Origin of the sequence: Streptococcus oralis, from assembly GCF_001983955.1 — a bacterium.
GTDB classification, from domain to species: domain Bacteria; phylum Bacillota; class Bacilli; order Lactobacillales; family Streptococcaceae; genus Streptococcus; species Streptococcus jiangnanensis.
Map to the genome: position 1 here is coordinate 1050096 of NZ_CP019562.1, position 16671 is coordinate 1066766.

The 16671-nt window shown below is 41.6% G+C and carries 15 protein-coding genes; 7 read left to right on the plus strand and 8 right to left on the minus strand.

Translation table 11 applies throughout. The annotated features are described in order from the left end of the window. The first annotated feature begins 174 nt into the window (after positions 1-174). The 3 genes from BWR56_RS05115 to zwf all read left to right on the plus strand — a co-directional run bounded on the left by BWR56_RS05115 (position 175) and on the right by zwf (position 4714). The gene (locus tag BWR56_RS05115) at positions 175-2337 is read left to right on the plus strand and encodes an ABC transporter substrate-binding protein/permease (RefSeq protein ID WP_076984577.1); all 2163 of its coding nucleotides are present in this window, start codon (positions 175-177) and stop codon (positions 2335-2337) included. Further along, positions 2337-3077, plus strand: coding sequence for an amino acid ABC transporter ATP-binding protein (locus BWR56_RS05120; protein WP_049505870.1), 741 nt, complete (start codon positions 2337-2339; stop codon positions 3075-3077). Before BWR56_RS05115 ends, BWR56_RS05120 begins: the two co-directional genes overlap by 1 nt. 149 nt (positions 3078-3226) lie before the next feature. Further along, positions 3227-4714, plus strand: a complete 1488-nt coding sequence (gene zwf, locus BWR56_RS05125) for a glucose-6-phosphate dehydrogenase (RefSeq protein WP_049505871.1) — start codon at positions 3227-3229, stop codon at positions 4712-4714. A 44-nt stretch (positions 4715-4758) separates the two neighbouring features. Here the strand turns inward: zwf and ftsY are convergent, their stop codons facing one another. Genes ftsY through BWR56_RS05140 form a run of 3 tightly spaced genes read right to left on the minus strand, consistent with a single transcriptional unit; the run spans position 4759 to position 7673 of the window. Next, the gene (gene ftsY / locus BWR56_RS05130; RefSeq protein WP_076984578.1) at positions 4759-6060 is read right to left on the minus strand and encodes a signal recognition particle-docking protein FtsY; all 1302 of its coding nucleotides are present in this window, start codon (positions 6058-6060) and stop codon (positions 4759-4761) included. Between the two features lie 3 nt (positions 6061-6063). Beyond that, entirely contained in the window at positions 6064-6882 is an 819-nt protein-coding gene (locus BWR56_RS05135; RefSeq protein ID WP_076984579.1) for a Cof-type HAD-IIB family hydrolase, read from the minus strand. Further along, on the minus strand, positions 6882-7673 hold the full coding sequence (locus BWR56_RS05140; RefSeq protein ID WP_076984893.1) for a Cof-type HAD-IIB family hydrolase: 792 nt from the start codon (positions 7671-7673) through the stop codon (positions 6882-6884). The genes BWR56_RS05135 and BWR56_RS05140 overlap by 1 nt, the downstream gene beginning before the upstream one ends. A 205-nt stretch (positions 7674-7878) precedes the next feature. Here BWR56_RS05140 and BWR56_RS05145 point away from each other — a divergent pair, with 205 nt between their 5' ends. Beyond that, positions 7879-8574 (plus strand): VIT1/CCC1 transporter family protein, encoded by a 696-nt coding sequence (locus BWR56_RS05145; RefSeq protein WP_076984580.1) that lies wholly within the window; start codon positions 7879-7881, stop codon positions 8572-8574. A 38-nt stretch (positions 8575-8612) separates the two neighbouring features. Here BWR56_RS05145 and BWR56_RS05150 read toward each other — a convergent pair whose 3' ends face one another. The 5 genes from BWR56_RS05150 to BWR56_RS05170 form a co-directional block, all read right to left on the minus strand. Continuing rightward, positions 8613-10601, minus strand: a complete 1989-nt coding sequence (locus BWR56_RS05150) for an ABC transporter permease (RefSeq protein WP_076984581.1) — start codon at positions 10599-10601, stop codon at positions 8613-8615. A 1-nt stretch (position 10602) separates the two neighbouring features. Then, the gene (locus BWR56_RS05155) at positions 10603-11361 is read right to left on the minus strand and encodes an ABC transporter ATP-binding protein (protein WP_000173369.1); all 759 of its coding nucleotides are present in this window, start codon (positions 11359-11361) and stop codon (positions 10603-10605) included. 381 nt (positions 11362-11742) lie between these two features. Further along, positions 11743-12015 (minus strand): PspC domain-containing protein, encoded by a 273-nt coding sequence (locus BWR56_RS05160; RefSeq protein WP_049505875.1) that lies wholly within the window; start codon positions 12013-12015, stop codon positions 11743-11745. Between the two features lie 59 nt (positions 12016-12074). Beyond that, complete coding sequence (locus BWR56_RS05165; protein WP_049505876.1) at positions 12075-12518, minus strand: SprT family protein; 444 nt, start codon at positions 12516-12518, stop codon at positions 12075-12077. After that, positions 12505-14634 (minus strand): Tex family protein, encoded by a 2130-nt coding sequence (locus tag BWR56_RS05170; protein WP_076984582.1) that lies wholly within the window; start codon positions 14632-14634, stop codon positions 12505-12507. The genes BWR56_RS05165 and BWR56_RS05170 overlap by 14 nt, the downstream gene beginning before the upstream one ends. A 135-nt stretch (positions 14635-14769) precedes the next feature. Here BWR56_RS05170 and BWR56_RS10045 point away from each other — a divergent pair, with 135 nt between their 5' ends. The 3 genes from BWR56_RS10045 to BWR56_RS05185 are packed head-to-tail and all read left to right on the plus strand — an operon-like array spanning position 14770 to position 16619. After that, positions 14770-14901 (plus strand): SPJ_0845 family protein, encoded by a 132-nt coding sequence (locus tag BWR56_RS10045; protein ID WP_049505878.1) that lies wholly within the window; start codon positions 14770-14772, stop codon positions 14899-14901. Further along, on the plus strand, positions 14902-15807 hold the full coding sequence (locus BWR56_RS05180; RefSeq protein ID WP_049505879.1) for a permease: 906 nt from the start codon (positions 14902-14904) through the stop codon (positions 15805-15807). Further along, on the plus strand, positions 15804-16619 hold the full coding sequence (locus tag BWR56_RS05185) for a TIGR03943 family putative permease subunit (RefSeq protein ID WP_049505880.1): 816 nt from the start codon (positions 15804-15806) through the stop codon (positions 16617-16619). Before BWR56_RS05180 ends, BWR56_RS05185 begins: the two co-directional genes overlap by 4 nt. Positions 16620-16671 lie beyond the last annotated feature (52 nt).

Consider the following 16671-nt stretch of genomic DNA (forward strand, 5'->3'; position numbering starts at 1 on the left):
CTCATCTGCATTTTTCTATCCTTCTATTTTACCATAAATTTACTTTTCAGACTCTTCTCTAGGTTGATGAGAGCAAGGATTCTATGTCACATTTTCTTACATAAAATCCATAAAATTTGCCTTTTCATTCATTTTCTGATATAATGGGAAAATATTCGGAAAAGGAGACTAAAAATGAAGAAAAAAATACTAGCATGTTTGCTCATTTTATTTCCCATTTTCTCACTAGGTATGGCAAAAGCTGATACTGTTAAGATTGTGTCTGATACAGCTTACGCACCTTTTGAGTTTAAAGATTCAGATCAAACCTATAAAGGGATTGATGTTGATATTATCAATAAAGTCGCAGAAATCAAAGGATGGAATATCCAAATGTCTTATCCTGGCTTTGATGCAGCTGTAAATGCAGTGCAGTCAGGTCAAGCAGATGCCATTATGGCAGGTATGACAAAAACAAAAGAACGTGAAAATGTCTTTACCATGTCTGATACCTATTATGATACAAAAGTTGTCATTGCTACCACAAAGGCAAATAAAATCACCAAATATGAGGAACTCAGCGGGAAAACAGTTGGAGTTAAGAACGCAACTGCCGCTCAACGTTTCCTCGAAAGTATCAAAGATAAATACGGTTTCTCTATTAAAACCTTTGATACAAGTGATTTGATGAATAACAGTCTAAGTGCTGGTGCTGTGAATGCCATCATGGATGACAAACCTGTTATTGAGTATGCGATTAACCAAGGACAAGATCTCAGCATCAATATGGATGGTGAGGCTGTTGGAAGCTTTGCCTTTGGTGTCAAGAAAGGGAGCAAGTATGAACACTTGGTTACCGAGTTTAACGAAGCCCTAGCCCAAATGAAGAAGGATGGTAGCTTGGAGCAAATCATCCAAAAATGGACGGCTTCTAAAACTACTGCAAGCCCAACAACTACTGCTGCTGGACAAAAAGCTACTCCTGTGAAAAGCAAGTACATTATTGCCAGCGACTCATCTTTCGCCCCATTCGTCTTTCAAAATTCAAGCAATCAATACACCGGTATTGATATGGATCTTATCAAGGCCATTGCCAAAGATCAAGGTTTTGAAATTGAAATTACCAACCCAGGATTTGACGCAGCCATCAGTGCTGTTCAAGCAGGACAAGCAGATGGTATCATTGCTGGTGTGTCTGTAACAGATGCCCGTAAGGAAACCTTCGACTTCTCAGAATCATACTACACAGCAAATACGATTCTTGGTGTGAAAGAATCAAGCACGATCGCTTCTTATGAGGACCTCAAGGATAAAACTGTCGGTGTTAAAAACGGAACTGCTTCTCAAACGTTCCTTACTGAAAATCAAAGCAAATACGGTTATAAGATTAAAACCTTTGCTGATGGCGCATCAATGTATGACAGTCTGAATACTGGAGCTATTGATGCTGTGATGGATGATGAGCCAGTTCTCAAATATTCTATCAGCCAAGGTCAAAAATTGAAAACACCAATCGCTGGAACTCCAATCGGTGAAACTGCCTTTGCGGTTAAAAAAGGAACAAACCCTGAATTGATCCAGATGTTCAATAACGGACTTGCGAACCTCAAAGCTAACGGTGAATTCCAAAAGATTCTTGACAAGTATCTAGCTAGCGAAACTTCAACTGACTCTACAAGTACGGTTGACGAAACAACTATCTGGGGCTTGCTTCAAAACAACTACAAACAACTTCTTAGTGGACTTGGAATCACTCTTGCCTTAGCGCTTATTTCATTTGCAATTGCCATTGTCATCGGGATTATCTTTGGTATGTTTAGTGTTAGCCCATACAAATCTCTTCGTCTGATTTCTGAGATTTTCGTTGACGTTATTCGAGGAATTCCATTGATGATTCTTGCAGCCTTCATCTTCTGGGGAATACCAAACTTCATCGAGTCGATTACCGGCCAACAAAGTCCAATCAATGACTTTGTAGCTGGTACTATTGCCCTCTCACTCAATGCAGCTGCTTATATCGCTGAAATTGTTCGTGGTGGGATTCAAGCTGTTCCAGTTGGGCAAATGGAGGCCAGTCGCAGTCTTGGTATTTCTTATGGAAAAACCATGCGTAAGATTATCTTGCCACAAGCGACTAAATTGATGTTGCCAAACTTCGTCAACCAATTTGTTATCGCTCTTAAAGATACAACCATCGTGTCTGCTATCGGTTTGGTTGAACTCTTCCAAACTGGTAAGATCATCATTGCCCGTAACTACCAAAGTTTCAAGATGTATGCAATCCTTGCTATCTTCTATCTTGTAATTATCACGCTTTTGACTAGACTAGCGAAACGCTTAGAAAAGAGGATTCGTTAATGGCAAAACTAAAAATTGATGTAAATGATTTGCATAAGTATTATGGAAAAAATGAAGTTTTAAAAGGTATTACTACTAAGTTTTATGAAGGAGATGTTGTTTGTATCATCGGTCCTTCTGGTTCTGGTAAATCCACTTTCCTCCGTAGCCTTAACCTTCTCGAGGAGGTAACGAGTGGCCACATCACAGTAAATGGTTATGATCTGACTGAAAAATCAACCAATGTCGACCATGTTCGTGAAAACGTGGGAATGGTCTTCCAACATTTCAACCTCTTCCCTCACATGTCCGTCCTAGAAAATATCACTTTTGCACCTATTGAACACAAACGGATGACCAAAGAAGAAGCTGAAAAAATGGGGATGGAGTTGCTTGAAAAGGTAGGACTAGCAGATAAAGCTAATGCCAACCCAGATAGCCTTTCAGGTGGTCAGAAACAGCGTGTAGCTATCGCTCGTGGACTTGCCATGAATCCTGATATCATGCTCTTTGATGAGCCAACTTCCGCTCTTGACCCTGAAATGGTTGGAGATGTACTGAATGTTATGAAGGAATTGGCGGAACAAGGCATGACCATGATTATCGTAACCCATGAGATGGGATTTGCTCGTCAGGTGGCCAACCGTGTTATCTTTACGGCTGATGGTGAGTTCCTGGAAGATGGAACTCCAGATCAAATCTTCGATAACCCACAACACCCTCGTCTAAAAGAGTTCTTGGACAAGGTCTTAAATGTATAAAACAAAACTGTAAGGTTCTCCTTACAGTTTTTTAATTGCGTATTGGATTTTTTGTTTTTTTTGAAAATTATGATAAAATAAAAACTATGATAATGAGGAAATCTCATCCCTAGTCCAACTAGGAAAAAATATAGAAATTAGGTAGCTAGATGTCATCAAAGGTTATTGTTACAATTTTCGGTGCGAGTGGAGATTTAGCTAAACGCAAACTCTACCCTTCCCTTTTCAGACTCTATAAATCAGGCAATCTCTCTGAGCATTTTGCTGTTATCGGAACAGCTCGTAGACCTTGGAGTAAGGAATATTTTGAATCTGTAGTTGTCGAGTCCATCCTTGATTTGGCAGATAGTACCGAGCAAGCCCAGGAATTTGCTAGCCACTTCTACTATCAAAGCCATGATGTGAATGACACGGAACATTACATTGCTTTGCGTCAATTACAAGCTGAGCTTAATGAAAAATACCAAGCTGAACACAATAAGCTCTTCTTCTTGTCTATGGCACCACAGTTCTTCGGAACCATTGCCAAACACCTCAAATCTGAAAACATTGTCGATGGCAAAGGTTTTGAGCGCTTGATCGTTGAAAAACCTTTTGGTACAGACTACGAAACAGCTAGCAAACTCAATGAAGATCTCCTTGCGGCCTTTGATGAAGAGCAAATCTACCGTATCGACCATTACCTAGGTAAAGAGATGATTCAGAGTATCTTTGCTGTTCGTTTTGCCAACATGATCTTTGAGAATGTTTGGAATCGCGAACACATCGATAATGTTCAGATTACCTTTGCAGAACGTTTGGGTGTAGAAGAACGTGGTGGCTACTATGATCAATCTGGTGCCCTTCGTGATATGGTGCAAAACCATACACTCCAACTTCTCTCTCTTCTAGCCATGGACAAACCAGCTAGCTTTACAAAAGATGAGATTCGCGCTGAAAAGATAAAGGTCTTTAAAAACCTCTATCATCCAACTGAGAAAGAATTGAAAGAACAGTTTATTCGTGGTCAATATCGCTCTGGTAAAATCGATGGCATGAAATACATTTCCTATCGAAGCGAACCAAATGTCGATCCTGAATCCACAACAGAAACTTTCGCATCTGGCGCCTTCTTTGTAGACAGCGATCGTTTCCGTGGTGTTCCCTTCTTCTTCCGTACTGGTAAACGCCTGACCGAAAAAGGAACTCATGTCAATATCGTCTTTAAGCAAATGGACTCTATCTTTGGAGAACCATTAGCACCAAATATCTTGACCATCTATATCCAACCAACTGAAGGATTCTCTCTCAGCCTCAATGGGAAGCGAGTCGGTGAAGAATTTAACCTGGCACCAAGCTCTCTGGATTACCGTACAGATGCTACTGCTACTGGAGCCTCACCAGACCCATACGAGAAATTAATCTACGATGTCTTGAATAACAACTCTACCAACTTTAGCCACTGGGATGAGGTAAGTGCTTCTTGGAAATTGATTGACCGTATCGAAGAGCTCTGGGCTGAAAATGGAGCTCCACTCTACGATTATAAAGCTGGAAGCATGGGGCCACAAGCTAGCTTTGACTTACTTGTGAAGTATGGAGCTAAATGGACCTGGCAACCAGATATCGCCTATCGTGAAGATGGCCGTTTAGAATAGCAAAAATATCCTGCAAGATTGACTTGCAGGATATTTATTTTGTATTAAATCAAGCCTTCTAAGAGACCCTTCATAAAGTTTTCTGAGTTAAATTCCCCAATATCATCGATTTTTTCACCGAAACCAATCAATTTTACAGGGATATTAAGTTCTTCGCGGATAGCTAGTACAACACCACCTCGGGCAGTTCCATCAATCTTGGTCAATACAATACCTGTCAATGGAGTGATTTTTGAAAACTCTTTGGCCTGTACAAGAGCGTTTTGACCTGTTGAAGCATCAAGGGCTAAGAATGTTTCATGGGGTGCCTCTGGAACGACACGCTTGATAATGCGACCAATCTTTTCCAACTCGGCCATAAGGTTGTCCTTGTTTTGCAGACGCCCTGCTGTATCAATCATAAGGATATCAATCCCTTCAGCTACAGCACGTTGCATCCCATCAAAGACCACGCTTGCTGGATCAGCCTTTTCAGGTCCCGTCACAACAGGAACATCCACACGACGGCCCCATTCTGCTAGCTGGGCCACAGCACCCGCACGGAAGGTATCTGCCGCAACCAACATGACTTTCTTGCCAGCTTGTTTGTAGCGATGAGCTAATTTCCCGATAGAAGTTGTTTTCCCAACACCATTGACTCCGACAAAGAGCATGACTGTCAAACCATCTTGGAAATGGATTTGTTCATCGTAGTTGCCATCCTTCTCATAGAGTTCAACCAATTTCTCGATAATGACACGACGAAGTGCGTCAGGCTTCTTAGCGTTTTCGAGTTTGGCTTCATAGCGTAGTTCTTCTGTTAAGTTTGAAGCGACCTGAACACCGACGTCACTCATGATGAGCAGTTCTTCCAATTCCTCGAAGAATTCTTCATCGACAGAACGGAAGTTGGCAAAGAAGGCATTCAAACGAGCTCCGAATCCCGTACGGGTTTTCTTTAGACTGCGGTCATATTTTTCCTGCACGGTTTCTTCAACCTGAGGAAGTTCTTCTTCTACTACTTCTGACGCTAGTTCTTCTTCAGTTTCTTGGCTCTCTTCTTCTAAAACTTCTTCCGGATCTTGGAATTGTTCCAATTCATCAGATTCTAGCTCAAGCTCTTCCTGAGCAGTTTCCTCGACTGCTTCTGGTTCAATAACTTCTTCTGTCAAGATCTGAGGGGTTTCTTCTTGAGCAGGTGTTTCTTCCACTTTGTCTCTTGTTGTCTCTTCCTGAGAAGTTTCTTCGACTGCCGTTTGGTTTTCTTCAACCTCTTCTGACAAATCAAGATTTTCCAGTGCTTCTTTTACAATATCTTCGATTTTCGGCTCTTCTTTTTTCCCGAATAAACGGTCAAACAATCCCATATTCTAGTTCTCCTTTAGCACGTATTCTTCGATAGCCCAGGCAACAGCTTCCTCATCGTTGGTCATTGGGGTAATCACATTGGCAACTTCCTTAACTGCTGGAACTGCATTTTGCATGGCAACTCCCAGACCTGCCCACTCAATCATGGAAAGGTCATTAGCCTCGTCCCCACAAGCCATGACCTGGCTTTGGTCGATTCCTAGGTGTTTAATTAATTTCTCTAAACCTGTTGCCTTGTGGACATTTTTCGGTGACCATTCCAATAAGAGTTCACGCGATTTGAAGATTTCATATTGGTCAAACAATTCAGGAGAAATCTGTTGAATCGCTGCATCCAAAGGTTCTTGGGCAAAGGCAGTCACGCATTTATTATAAGTTATCTGACTAGATAACTCTTCAAAAGCGACTGTCACGAAAGTCAGAGCTGGGTTGAACTTAGCATAGAGACTTTCTTGGTCCGACTGGATTTGATAGACTGTTCCTTCAGAAATGGCATCTAACGGCAACCCTAGTTTTTCAGTTTCCTCGTACAATCGTGCCACATCGTCGATTGAAAAGACGGTTTTATCGAGAATCTCTCCCGTATTTTTCTGAACAAGCCCTCCATTAAAGGTGATGGTGTATTCATCCTCCTGTCCATCTGTTCCCAACTCCTTGAGAAAGAAATCCATAGCTTTCAGAGGACGGCCTGTTGTCAGTACGACCTTGATGCCACGATCACGCGCAGCTTTTAAGACTTCCTTAGTTCGATCTGTCAGCTTTTTATCCGTTGTCAGTAAGGTACCATCCAAATCGAGTGCAATCAATTTAATATCTGCCATTACAAGCCCTCCATATAAGCCATCACTGACTGGTCCTTATGGTGGCCAATCACCGCTTCTGCTAATTCTAAAATCTCTGGTCGCGCATTTTCAGGAGCGATTGGGTGTCCCACAACCTGCATCATGTGAAGGTCATTGAGATTATCTCCAAACGCCATGACCTGATCCATGCTAAGCCCCAGTTTTTTGGCCAGCTCAACAATAGCCACACCCTTATCAACGTAGTCCAAGACAATATCGATGGATTCAAAACCTGTTGTCATGGCTTTCACACCAGGAACATTTTCGTTGACCCAGGCCTCACCAGCTTCTATCGTATCTTCTGTGAAGTTCGTAGTGAATTTAAAAATCTCATCTGTGATATCTTCCAGACTCGCTACTTTTTGAATACTCTCATTGTAGTGACGACTAATCATGAGATAAGTCTCATCCACCGTATCCAATACATAACAAGCTTTTTTCCCTGTCAGAAGCATTTTTCTTACATCAAAATAGGGCGATTTCTTTAATGCTACAAAAGTACTCAAGTAAAAGTCCCGTGACATCGTAGCCTCGTACATATCCTCCCCATGAAACTCAACATAACTCCCATTTTCAGCTATAAAAATCATTTCATCACGCACATCCGCAAACAACTTTTTCAGGGACAAGATACCGCGACCTGAAGCCACAGCAAAATAAATCCCCTTTTCCTTGTAGGAAACAAGTACGTTTTTGAGGCGTTCCATATCAAACCGACCCTCTCCGTCCAGAAAGGTTCCATCCATATCGGTTGCTACAAGTTTAATCATAAAATCCTTCATACTCCAATTGATAAATCTACCTTCTATTATACCATAGATAAGTTTAAAATGGTCCAGTACGGTAGGATAGCACTACTTTTTCGGAGAATCTTCAAAGGGCCTAAAAATTAGAATCGTAGAACTTTTTTCAGATAGTTTAAAAAGTTTGTATTCCCCTACTCTTTTCTCTATAATGGAGAGAAAGGAGATGACTATGACAGAAATAAAACACGAAATTGATGCAAACTTTACAGGCCGACTCAATATCCTACGCGCGGGTGTTCTGGGTGCCAATGATGGGATTATTTCCATCGCTGGAGTCGTTATTGGGGTTGCCAGTGCGACAAGCAATATCTGGATTATCTTTTTATCAGGATTGGCTGCTATCCTCGCTGGTGCTTTTTCTATGGCCGGTGGCGAATATGTCTCTGTATCCACTCAGAAAGATACGGAAGAAGCCGCTGTTGCTAGAGAGCAATTGCTCTTGGATAAAGATATGGAATCAGCAAAACAATCCCTCTATGCTGCTTACTTACAAAATGGTGAGTGTGAAACGTCCGCCCAACTTTTGACCAACAAGGCCTTTTTAAAAAATCCACTCAAAGCGTTGGTTGAGGAGAAATACGGTATCGAGTACGAAGAATTTACCAATCCTTGGCATGCTGCCATCTCTAGCTTTATCGCCTTTGTACTGGGAAGTCTTCCTCCTATGCTTTCAATCACCGTCTTTCCAAGTGATTATCGCATTCCTGCTACTGTTTTTATCGTTGCCCTTTCCCTTCTCGTCACTGGCTATACCAGTGCTAAACTAGGCAAGGCACCTACGAAAACTGCCATGATCCGTAACCTCTGTATCGGACTTCTCACCATGGGAGTGACTTACCTGCTTGGACAACTCTTCAGCATTTAAGATAAAGAAATACCTCGATAAACATCGAGGTATCTTTTTTACATTTGCACAATCTTGCGATAGCTTCTTGAGGTAATCATAAAGATTAAGACATAGACAACGAGGAAGATCGCACAGATGGATAAAGTGACAGTCAACATCATGGTCGCATCTAGCACACCAATGACTTTTAGGATGAGGCTAAGCATATGATAGGCAAAAGCAAGGTGTAGGAAGGCAAAAATCAATGGGAGGAAGAAAACAGTTAGAACCTGTTTATTAATGGTTTGCTTGATTTGCTTTTGATCAAGTCCGACCTTTTGCAAAATGATGAAACGTTCACGGTCTTCATAGCCTTCAGAAATTTGTTTGTAATAAATAACCAGGACTGTTCCCACCATAAAGATGATAGAGAGGAAGATACCAATGAAGAATACCCCTCCATAGAGGGCACTTATTTGCGCACTGCTATCAGCCAAATTGCTTCCAAATACATAACTTCCTTCTTTGTTTAATTCTCTATTAAAGTTATTAAGGAATTTTGAAAAATCGTCAGCGAGTTTGAGCTGTTCTTCCTCACTTGCTGTTACATTCATACCACCATAAAGTTGATCAAAGAGAGAGGAATCCGGATATTGGTCAATAAAGGCTTGCAGATTAGGGACAACAAGATAATTGTAGTCAGATGTCAGAATGTTATACTGATTTGGCACATGTTCCAGAATAAAATCATTTTTAATTTCTTCTTTAACTATGTAGGTTTGATCATTTAGAGTGATTTCTTTCTGTCCTTCAAGTACCTTATTCTTGGTAAACAAGCCGACTTCATTGCCTGAAAGGGAGAGTTTTTGACCAGTCATGTTTTCATAGTCTTTTTGGTCAAAGACCATAAAAATGGTTTTCGGTTGGACGAAGTTATTCCCCTTTGTAAAGATACGGAGCTTGGTTCCATCTTGGCTCTCGATGCCAAAACTGCTATGACGAAAGACTTCTTTTTTAGTGACAGTTAATCCCTTATCGCTAGCATATTGACTCAAAAGTTTATCTAAATCTTCTTTTTCAACATTTCGTCCTGTAATTCCAAAATCATGTGGATTCATGAATTTCTTGAACGTTTCAGAAGCAGAGAAGATACTGGTAGCTGCTGACATAGTTACCAAGACCATTGTTGAAAGGATGGCAATCGTTGCCAAACCAACTGCATTTTTCTTCATTCGAAAGATAAGATTGGATACGGAAATCATGTTGTTGGGTTGGTAATAGTAACGCTTGTTTTTCTTCAAGATTTGTAGAAATACTGTAATCCCTGCATTAAACAAGAGGTAAGTACCAAAGATTACCAGTAAGACTGCTACAAAGAAAATTAGAACAGCATTAAGTGGATTTTCAACGGTAACTGCTAGGTAGTAGCCAGCTCCCATACTAATCAAACCTAGAATGGTTTGAAGGCCTAAGAAACGTCCTTTTTTCTCACCACTTGCCTTCTCACGAGAGAGCTGAAGGGCATTCATGCGTGCAATACGAAAGGCATTGATAAAAACCAAACCTAGGAAGATAGCTCCAAAGACGATGAGAACCAGGATAAAAACAATTGGTTGGAAAGTAGAAACGAGCTCCACCTTCATATTCATTAGCTTCAGTAGCAGAGCAAAGATGAGTTTATCAAAGAGAGCTCCTAGGCCAAGTCCAGCTGTCAAGGTTAGGGAGCCAAAAATAAGAAGCTCCTTAAAGACCATGCTGATCAAATGGCGTTTTTCTAATCCTAGCATGCCATAAATCCCTAGTTCTTTGGAACGGTTTTTCATGACGAAACTATTGGCATAGAAGACGATGATGGCAGAGGCTATAGTGACAATCACCATACCGAGACCAAGCGTCACGGAGATTGTTTCTCCCCCTCGGATCTTGCCAATGTTAGGATTCAGTGTCAATGAGTAAAAAAGATAGGTGATGGTCACTGCTAAGAGAACAGCAAGGGCAAAGGGGTAGTAGAGTTTGCGGTTTTTAATCAAGTTAGATACCGCTAACTTATTGGTTAATCGGAACATACTAATTCACCTCACTTGCCATAACAGTCAAAGTATCAGAGATTTCCTGGAACATCTGACGTTCTGTCTTGTCTCCGCGGTAGATTTGGTTGTAAAGAATGCCGTCCTTGATAAAGAGAACGCGCTTGGCCCTGCTAGCTGCAGCTGTTGAGTGGGTTACCATGAGAATGGTTTGACCGCGTTCATTGATTTCATCAAAAACGTCGAGTAAGGCTGCAGATGACTTGGAGTCAAGTGCCCCAGTTGGCTCATCTGCAAGGAGAATTTCAGGTTCAGTGATGATGGCGCGTGCTACTGCTACCCGCTGTTTTTGACCTCCAGAGATCTCGTAAGGGTACTTCTCTTGCAGTTGGTTGATGCCCAAATTTTCAGCGGTTACTACCAATTTCTTCATCATCTCTGTGATAGGTTTTCGTGACAACACTAACGGAAGCAAGATATTGTCCTTAACAGACAAGGTATCTAGCAGATTAAAGTCTTGGAAGACAAATCCCAACTTCTCACGACGAAAACTCGAAGCCTGTGAATTTTTAATAGTGGCTGTGTCGGTTCCATTCAGGTAAACCTGCCCGCGAGTTGGCTTATCCAGCATAGCTAGAATGTTGAGCAGGGTTGACTTTCCTGAACCAGACTCACCCATGATGGCAACGTAGTCACCCTTCTCTACAGTAAAGTGAATATCTTTGAGTGCTTCTACTTGGTTGCCTTGGAAACGTGTTTTATAGATTTTTTGAACGTGTTTTACATCTAAAAGTGTCATGATTTTCTCCTTCTTAATATCCCATCAATTGAAACTGTGCTTGCATCATAGCGCATCCCAGTTGAACACGCTCGATATCTTTTTGACTTGGTTTTCTTGTTTTCTTTTGTAAAATTCTTTTCATGGTTTTGCTCCTTTGTTCTTTATGAGTCTAGTTTATCGCAAAAAAAAGTAGCCTGCCATAACCTAACCTTACAAAAGAGACTTTAATCTTACATTTTTGTAAGATTGAAGAATATCAAGCAATTTCGCTATCAATATTTTACCATAAAAGAAAGGCAAGAAGAAAACCCTTGCGGATGCAAGGGTTAAGGGTTCACTTCTTTTTCTGACTTCTTTGAGAATTAAGGAAAGTGTCTGTAAACTATTTCAAAACCCAACTCACCAAAACCGTCCATCATTGTCATCAATGGCTTGGGCTTCCTTACGTTTGCGTGGTCCTGTTCCATACATTTCTGCTTCAATCTCTTCCTTAGTTGGCAGGATAGAGGCTAGGATGATGTAAATAATCATGCCAATCCCAAAATTTGATATGGTAAAAATGGCAAAGAGAAAGCGGACTAAGGTTACATCAAAATTCCACTTGTCTGATAGACCAGCTAAAACTCCCGATACCATACTATTTCGTTTCATTTTATAAAATTTGTTATTCATGATTGTTTCCTCTTTCGGTATTCTTACAAGTAGTATAGCATGAAACGGGGTCACAAACATCAGTCCTTAGGCCGATTTAAAATGACAAGATTGCCATGGCAGACGCCACAGCGGTAGCGTTTGGTATCAATTTTCCTCTTGCGCTGATAAGTTTGCTGGCAAGATTGACACTGATAAACTAGAAAATTACTTTGGTTCTTCAACGGGGGAACAAAGCGAAGTCCATCCACTTCTTTCAAAAGTTTCTTAAAATCTCGGTCCCTATGGCGATACCCCTTTTGCTGAAAATAAAGGTGATAGTGACAGAGTTCATGGCGCACGATCTTCCGAAAGATCTCCAAACCTAGTTCATTATAAACCTTGGGATTAAAATCCAAATGCCCATCTTTAGGGAAAAATCGCCCACCTGTCGTTCGCAGACGAGAATTCCACTGGGCTTCGTGTATAAAAGGTCTACCAAAGTCTTCGAGGGAAACAGACTGAACGTAGTCAGTCAGTTTCATCTGGAGCTAAGAGCGACAGATTAACTTTTTCACGTTCAGTATCGATTTTCTTGACCCAAACCGTTACCAAATCTCCAACAGACACCACTTGACTAGGATGTTTGATAAATTTGCGACTCATGTGGGAAATATGGATCAAGCCATCCTCGTGAATCCCAATATCAACGAAGGCACCGAAATCAACAACATTACGCACCACACCTTCTAGCTTCTGGCCGACTTTTAAGTCCTTGATATCCAGTACATCTTGACGGAGAACAGGTGCATCAAAAGAATCACGGAAATCTCGACCTGGTTTGAGAAGATCGGCAATGATATCTTTAAGGGTTTCTGGGCCAATATCCAGTTCTTGCGCCATCTCCTTAACTGAAAGGGACTTAAGCTTATTTTGGGCTTCTTCATTCAAGTCCTTGATATCCAAGCGTTTGAAGAGTTCCTTAACCGCAGCATAGTTTTCTGGGTGAACTCCTGTATTATCAAGGATATTGCTACTTTCTGGGATACGGAGGAAACCTGCAGCCTGTTCAAAGGCTTTGGCACCGAGACGAGGAACCTTTTTGATTTGTGCGCGTGAAGTGATTTTTCCTTCTTCCTCACGGTATTTGACAATATTTTCAGAGATAGTTTTGTTTAGTCCAGCCACATGGGAGAGAATAGCTGGGCTGGCTGTATTGACATTGACACCGACTTGGTTAACCACGGTATCCACGACAAAGTCCAGACTTTCAGACAGTTTCTTCTGACTGACATCGTGCTGGTATTGACCAACACCGATTGACTTGGGATCAATTTTGACCAATTCAGCGAGGGGATCTTGCAAACGTCGAGCGATAGAGATAGCAGAGCGTTTTTCAACAGTTAATTCTGGAAACTCCTGACGAGCAAGTTCGCTGGCAGAGTAGACAGAAGCGCCACTTTCATTGACGATAACATAGCTGACTTCAGGAAAATCTTTCAGAACTTCCGCCACAAAGGCTTCACTTTCACGACTAGCCGTTCCATTTCCGATGGCAATGATTTCCACGCCATACTGACCAATCAAATCTGCCAAATCTTTCTTGGCTTCTTCGATTTGACGAGCTGAAGCTGGTTTAACAGGATAGATGACTTGGGTCGTCAGCATTTTTCCTGTTGCATCCACGACAGCAAGCTTGGCACCTGTACGAAAGGCAGGATCAAATCCTAAAACCACGCGCCCTTTCAGTGGAGCAACCAATAGGAGATTACGCAGGTTGTCAGAAAAGAGTTGGATAGCTCCTTCTTCTGCTTTCTCAGTCAGTTCTGTCCGAATGCGTCGTTCGATAGCAGGCAAGACCTTTTTCTTAACTGACTGTTGAACAACTTCATCTATATAGGCATTTTTCACCTTGAAACGGGCAGCAAAGAAAGCTAGAATACGATCCGTCGCGTGCTCAAAACCGACTTTTAAGACGCCTAGTTTTTCCCCACGATTGAGGGCCAAGGTACGATAGCCCTGCATGTTGCCAACTGTCTCTGAAAAATCATAGTAAATCTGGAAAACTTGTTTTTCATCAAGACTTTCATCCTTGACTTGCGAAGTGATTTTAGAGTGTCTCAACACTTCCTGATAGGTCAGTGAACGCAAGGTCACATCTTCGGATAGGGCTTCTACCAAGATATCAACCGCACCTGCCAAGGCTTCTTGGCCCGTCGCAAATCCTTCACAGACAAACTTCTCAGCTTCTTTCTCTAATCCATCTACGTTTTGCAAAATCAAGCGTGCAAGAGGAAAGAGTCCAGCTTCACGAGCAATGGTTGCCTTGGTCCGACGTTTCTCCTTGTAAGGAAGATAGAGTTCTTCTACGTCTGCTAATTTTTCAGCTGCCAAAATAGCTTCTTCCAATTCCTTGGTCAGCTTGCCTTGTTCTTGAATCTTAGCCAAGACAGCTTCCTTACGGTCGTTGAGATTTGTCAGACTTTTATCCAAGTCGATAATGGCCTTAATCGCCACCTCATCCAAACTACCAGTCATGTCCTTTCGATAACGCGCGATAAAGGGAATCGTCGCCCCCTCAGCCGTCAAACTTAGAACGGTATCGATTTGCTTTAAGGTTACACCCAAATCTTGGGAAATTTTTTCATATTTTTTATCCATAAACCTATTATACCATAAGGAACTGCCCTTGTTTCGTCCTACCCTTTTTACATCTTTGATTATCAAAATAAAAATAATCCCTTTTCCACAAAATAATAGTATAATAGAGGTAGAATGTAGAAAAGAGGTAGGCCCATGGCTGTTAAATTTACAAAAACCGACGACTTGGATAAGATGTTTGAAGAATTCGCCAAACTTCCTGACTTAACACAAGTCAGTTTCCCAGATGACAAAGACAAAAAAGAAAAAGTTGAGAAGAAAAAATAGATGACGATTTTCCAATCTCTTCCTCCTAGTGTATTACAAGCGGGAGCTATTTTTCTCTCCATCATGATTGAAGCCCTTCCTTTTGTCTTGATTGGGAGTCTCATTTCGGGATTGATTGAGGTCTATATCACACCTGATAAAGTTTATGAGTTTCTCCCTCGCAATCGTTGGGGGAGGATCTTTTTTGGTACCTTCATTGGCTTTCTCTTTCCATCCTGCGAGTGTGGTATCGTTCCGATTATCAATCGTTTTCTGGAAAAGAAAGTGCCCAGCTACACGGCCGTTCCCTTTCTGGTGACCGCTCCTATCATCAATCCCATCGTTCTTTTCGCTACTTATTCTGCTTTTGGCAATTCATTAAAATTTGCCTTCTTGCGAGCGCTAGGAGCTATTGTGATTGCTTTGGTGCTTGGGATTTTCCTAGGATTTTTCTGGAAGGAATCCATTCAAAAAGAGAATCCTATCGCTTGCCATGAACATGACTTTTCACACTTGAGTCCCTCTAGAAAAGTGTTTCAGGTCTTTATACAAGCTATTGATGAGTTTTTCGATATGGGGCGTTACCTTGTCTTTGGCTGTCTCTTTGCAGCCATCGTGCAGGTCTATGTCCCGACACGGATTCTGACCTCTATCAGCGCAAGTCCAGTCCTTGCGATTCTCTTGCTCATGTTTCTAGCCTTTCTCCTCTCTCTTTGTAGCGAGGCGGACGCCTTTATCGGTGCTTCTCTCCTCTCGAGCTTCGGCCTAGCCCCAGTCCTTGCTTTTCTGGTCATTGGCCCCATGCTTGATATCAAAAATCTCCTCATGATGAAACACTATCTAAAAGCACGCTTCATCTGGCAATTCATGGGCATCGTGACAGTGCTTGTCTTGCTTTATTCTTACATGTTGGGGGTGATGCTATGATCCGATTTATCATTCTACTAGGTTATTTTGCTCTGACCCTTTATCTGCAGCTATCTGGCAAGCTTAGCCACTACATCAATCTCCACTATTCCTATCTAGTCTATATCTCCATGGTCCTTTCTCTTCTGTTGGCTCTGGTCCAATTCTACATCTGGATCAAGAAAATCAACTCCCACAGCCATTTGGAAAGTCGTCGATCTAGACGAATCAGTATCCTTTTACTGTCACTACCTCTGTTGATTGGGGTTGCCTTTCCGACAGTAAGTTTGGACTCGAGAACTGTATCTGCCAAAGGTTATCATTTCCCACTTGCTGAGGGAATCGATACTGCTATTCAGGCAAGCGAAGGAACATCCAGTCAATACCTCAAACCCGATACCAGTACCTATTTTTCCAAATCTGCTTATGAAAAGGAAATGAGGACTACAGCTGACAAATACCTCTCCCAGCCAACCATTCAAATTACAGACGATAACTATATGGAGGTCATGGAAGTTCTCTATGACTATCCACAAGAGTTTGAAGGAAAGAAAATAGAGTTTACAGGCTTTGTCTATAACGATCCTAGCCATCCAGATAGCCAGTTCCTCTTTCGCTTTGGAATCATCCACTGTATAGCCGACTCTGGAGTATATGGACTCTTGACCAAGGGAAACTCACGCCAGTATCCTGACAATACCTGGATTACCGCTAGAGGAACCCTGACCCTCCACTACCATAAAGAACTCAAACAAAAACTCCCAACACTAGAGGTTGAGAGTTTCACAAAAGTAGACAAACCAGAAAATCCTTATGTCTATCGTGTGTTTTAATAAAAAGTAGCCTTTTCAGGCTACTTTTTTGTTCATTATATAAATTTCATTC